Here is a 3965-nt window from a genome sequence, read left to right on the forward strand (position 1 = left end):
TTTAGAATGGCTTAAAATGATATATGCACATATTAATGCATTAGAACTTGCTTTAATAAAAAACATTAAGCCTTTAGAAGAAGAGTTATATAAAAGGGGACTTGAAAAATGGATGAAAATATCCTAGTAACTGGTGCGGATGGATTTATAGGCTCTCATCTTTGCGAAAGTTTAGTTTTAAAAGGTTTTAAAGTTAAGGCTTTAGTGCAATATAATTCTTTTAACTCTTATGGACATTTAGAAAAAAGTCCTTATCTTAAAGAAATGGAGATTATAAGTGGAGATTTAAGAGATAGTTTTTTTTGTGAAAAATTGGTTCAAGATGTTAATATTATTTTTCACTTAGGTGCTTTAATCGCTATTCCTTATTCTTATATGGCTCCTAAAAGTTATGTTGATACCAATATAGGGGGTACTTTAAATCTTTTAGAAGCAGCAAAAAAAAGTGATATTAAACTTTTTATTCATACTTCAACAAGTGAAGTATATGGAAGTGCCCTTTATGTTCCTATTGATGAAAAGCATCCTTTACAACCTCAAAGTCCTTATTCAGCAAGCAAGATCGCAGCTGATATGATGGCTCTTAGTTATTATCATTCTTTTAATCTTCCACTTATCATTGCAAGACCTTTTAATACTTATGGTCCAAGACAAAGTGCAAGAGCTATTATTCCTACAATTATTACGCAAATTTTAAATAAAGAAAAAGAATTAAAATTAGGAGATCTTACACCTACAAGGGATTTAAATTTTGTTTTAGATACTTGCGAAGGTTTTATTTCTTTGCTTAAATTAAAAAATTATGGAGAAGTTTTTAATATAGGAAGTTCTAAAGAGTATTCTATGCAAGAAGTTGTTATGCTTATTAAAAAGCTCTTAAATTCAGATATAAAGATTATTCAAGATAAGCAAAGACTGCGTCCTAAAAATAGCGAAGTATTAAGACTTTGTTGCGATAGCTCCAAACTTTTTAATGCAACGGGTTGGAAAAGTAAAATAAGTTTAGAAGAAGGGCTTCAAAAAAGTATCGATTATTTTAAAGAAAATTTAAGTTCTTATAAAAGTAATATTTACAATGTTTGAAAAAGAAATTAATTTTATTAAAGAACTTTTTTCTCATAAAAAAGAAATTGCTCTTCATGAACCTTGTTTTATAGGTAATGAGAAAAAATATCTTGAACATTGTATCGATACAGGCTTTGTTTCAAGCGTGGGAGAATTTGTTCATAAATTTGAAAATAAAATTAAGCAAATTACAAATTCTCCTTTTGTTGTCGCAACAAATTCTGGAACTTCAGCTTTACATTTAGCACTTTTAGCTTATGATATCAATGAAGATAATGAAGTAATTACTCAAGCTATTAGTTTTGTGGCAACAGCTAATGCTATTGCTTACACTGGCGCAAAACCTATTTTTTTAGATGTAGATAAAGAAAGCTTAAGTCTTGATCCTAAAGCTTTGGAAAATTTCTTAAAAGAAAATACCTATCAAAAAGAACAAAAAACTTTTAATAAAAAAACACACAAGCACATAAAAGCTTGTGTGATAATGCATACTTTTGGCTTGGCTGCAAAACTTAAAGAGCTTATAAAGATTTGCCAAAATTATCATTTAATTCTTATTGAAGATAGTGCAGAGGCACTAGGAAGCACTTATAATAATAAAGCTTTGGGAACTTTAGGAGCTTGTGGAATTTTAAGTTTTAATGGCAATAAAATTGTAACAGGAGGATGCGGGGGAGCTGTTTTATGTAATGATGACGATATTGCAAAAAAAATTAAACATTTAAGCACCACTGCTAAAATCAATCATCCTTATGAATATGAGCACGATTTAATAGCTTACAATTATAGACTTTGCAATATTAATGCAGCTTTGCTTCTTGCACAGCTTGAAAATTTGGAGTTTTTTTTAAAAAATAAAAGAGAATTAACTATGCTATATAAAAACTTTTTTAAAAATAATGAATTTTTAACTTTTGTAGATGAGATTTCAAATTCAAAAAGTAATTTTTGGCTTAATGCGCTAATTTTTAAAGATGAAAATTTAAGAAATATTTTTATTAAAGAATGTTTTGAAAATAATATTTTTGTACGTCCTGTATGGAAAAGTTTAGCTTCTTTAAAAATGTATAAAAATTGCCAAAATGATGGATTAGCTTATACTAAAATTTTAGAAAAAACTTTAGTTAATCTTCCAAGTAGTGTAAGATTGTAATAAAACGCAAAAATGCGTTTTATTATTTTAAAATTTATATAAAGCTTCAAGACGAACAGTATTTTTTTCTCCCTCATCGTGTAAAGCTTTTACTTTAGCATAAGAATACCAAGTTCTAAAGGTAAGTTTAGGAGAATATTTATAATCTATTCTTGCAACAGATTCAAGTTTTTTTCCTGCTCTTCCAGCTACAGCTGAGATATCGCCTGATTTGGTTCCACCATAAACAAAATCTGCACCCAAGCGCAATACTTCATTAAAGGTATATCCAGCGCTTGCAAAAGCGAAAAGATTTTCACCAGTATCTCCATTGAGTTTAGAGCCATCAGAATAAAAAATTTCCTCACCTGCTAAAAGAGATTTAAGATTTCCTTGATCTTCTATAACTACCATATTATTGCTATTTTTATCACCATAATAAACCCCACCTAAACTTGCATCAATGCTATTAATTGCGATTGTTCCTTTTAGAGCAAAGAAATTACTTTTTGTAAAACCTAAATCTTTTAAACTGCTTCCAATAACTTGATTTCCAAGATATGCTCCTTGTAAATTCCAATTAATATCATTAAAAATATCTACATTATAATTAAATTTGAAAGCATAAAATAAAAAGGAATTATTTAAATAAGAAAGCCAAAGCTCTGGATTAAAATTTCCACCTAAGAGTTCATAATTTCCAAGCATAGCTCCACCATATAAATTTTCATTATAGGTTTTTTCATCTAAACTATATTGAGCATTTGCATAAAAATCGTTTGGTTGTTCATCTAGTCCAAAACTATCAATAGCAAAAGCTACAAAACTTAAATGATCAAAGCTATTATTAATGATTTTAACACCTGTTCCAACTAAACCATCTATACTATTATCAGTCCAAATAGTATTTAATTGTTGCTTACCTAAAATAATATTTGTATTAAAATCATCAATTGCATAAGTTAAATAAAGCTGGCGCACAGAAAATCCTGTTTGAGTATCACTAATATTAGGATTATAATTAGGATTAACTGCACCACTTGGCAATGTTGGATTTCCATCATAAACACCATATCCACCATCTTTAGCACTATAATTAAATTGTATAAAAAGCTTAAAATTATCAGCAATAGCACCACTAAAATTAATTTGTGCTTTATAATTATGCATTTGTTTATCTTTAATATAACCTTCGCCCACATCGTCTAAAAAACCACGTTTATGATCGCGAAAATTCCCACTTGCACTATCATAGCGATATCTTAAAGTTCCAGAAACATCTATATCTTTAATTGCTTCTTCTAAAGGAGCAGCATTAACATTTAAATAAGAAAAAGCTAACAAAGCCGTTGCTGGATATAATATTGATTTTAATTTCATTGAAAAATCCTTTTCTTTGTTTTAAAGTTATTTATTATATTAAGAAAATCTAAAGTAAAGCTTTATTTATAAAATATAAAATAAATGTTAAAATATTATTTTAAATAAATTTTTAAGGTTTATATGAATTTATATTCTACTTCTAGGAAACTTATTAAAAATGTTAAAAATTTTTATAAAATTAAATTATATTCTTTTTTTAATGTAAAAGATAATAGTATTTTTTTGGGCTGGGGACGTAAAAAATCTGGTTTAAGGGCTATTTCTTTGGCTAAAAAACATAAAGGCTCATTTTTGCTTTTAGAAGATGGTTTTATAAGATCTTTAAATTTAGGTCTTTATAATTCTCCAAGTTTTAGCATAGTAGAGGATGATATAGGAATTTATT

At 27.6% G+C, this 3965-nt stretch carries 5 protein-coding genes; 4 read left to right on the plus strand and 1 reads right to left on the minus strand.

Annotation, left to right across the window (positions count from 1 at the left end; all coding sequences use genetic code 11):
• From JG677_RS09110 to JG677_RS07340, 3 genes are all read left to right on the plus strand, one after another.
• Positions 1 to 127, plus strand: a 127-nt coding sequence (locus JG677_RS09110; protein ID WP_442778708.1) for a hypothetical protein, incomplete at its 5' end; no start/stop codon positions are given.
• A complete protein-coding gene (locus tag JG677_RS07335) occupies positions 109 to 1083 on the plus strand; it encodes a GDP-mannose 4,6-dehydratase (protein ID WP_200217815.1) in 975 nt (324 codons plus the stop codon). The genes JG677_RS09110 and JG677_RS07335, both read left to right, overlap by 19 nt.
• On the plus strand, positions 1076 to 2218 hold the full coding sequence (locus JG677_RS07340; protein WP_200285995.1) for a LegC family aminotransferase: 1143 nt from the start codon (positions 1076 to 1078) through the stop codon (positions 2216 to 2218). The genes JG677_RS07335 and JG677_RS07340 overlap by 8 nt, the downstream gene beginning before the upstream one ends.
• Positions 2219 to 2245: 27 nt before the next feature.
• Here the strand turns inward: JG677_RS07340 and JG677_RS07345 are convergent, their stop codons facing one another.
• A complete protein-coding gene (locus JG677_RS07345; protein ID WP_200285998.1) occupies positions 2246 to 3577 on the minus strand; it encodes a major outer membrane protein in 1332 nt (443 codons plus the stop codon).
• Positions 3578 to 3700: 123 nt separating this feature from the next.
• On the opposite strand from JG677_RS07345, the gene JG677_RS07350 reads away from it, so the two are divergent.
• Positions 3701 to 3965, plus strand: a 265-nt coding sequence (locus tag JG677_RS07350; RefSeq protein ID WP_442778893.1) for a capsular polysaccharide export protein, LipB/KpsS family, incomplete at its 3' end; no start/stop codon positions are given.

The sequence above is a fragment of the Campylobacter sp. TTU-622 genome (genome assembly GCF_016598965.1).
GTDB lineage: Bacteria > Campylobacterota > Campylobacteria > Campylobacterales > Campylobacteraceae > Campylobacter_D.

Bases quoted from the DNA above. Each gene is read 5' to 3' on its own strand.
- JG677_RS07340 (WP_200285995.1), top strand. From the start codon at position 1,076: ATGTTTGAAAAAGAAATTAATTTTATTAAAGAACTTTTTTCTCATAAA.
- JG677_RS07345 (WP_200285998.1), bottom strand. From the start codon at position 3,577: ATGAAATTAAAATCAATATTATATCCAGCAACGGCTTTGTTAGCTTTT.
- JG677_RS07335 (WP_200217815.1), top strand. From the start codon at position 109: ATGGATGAAAATATCCTAGTAACTGGTGCGGATGGATTTATAGGCTCT.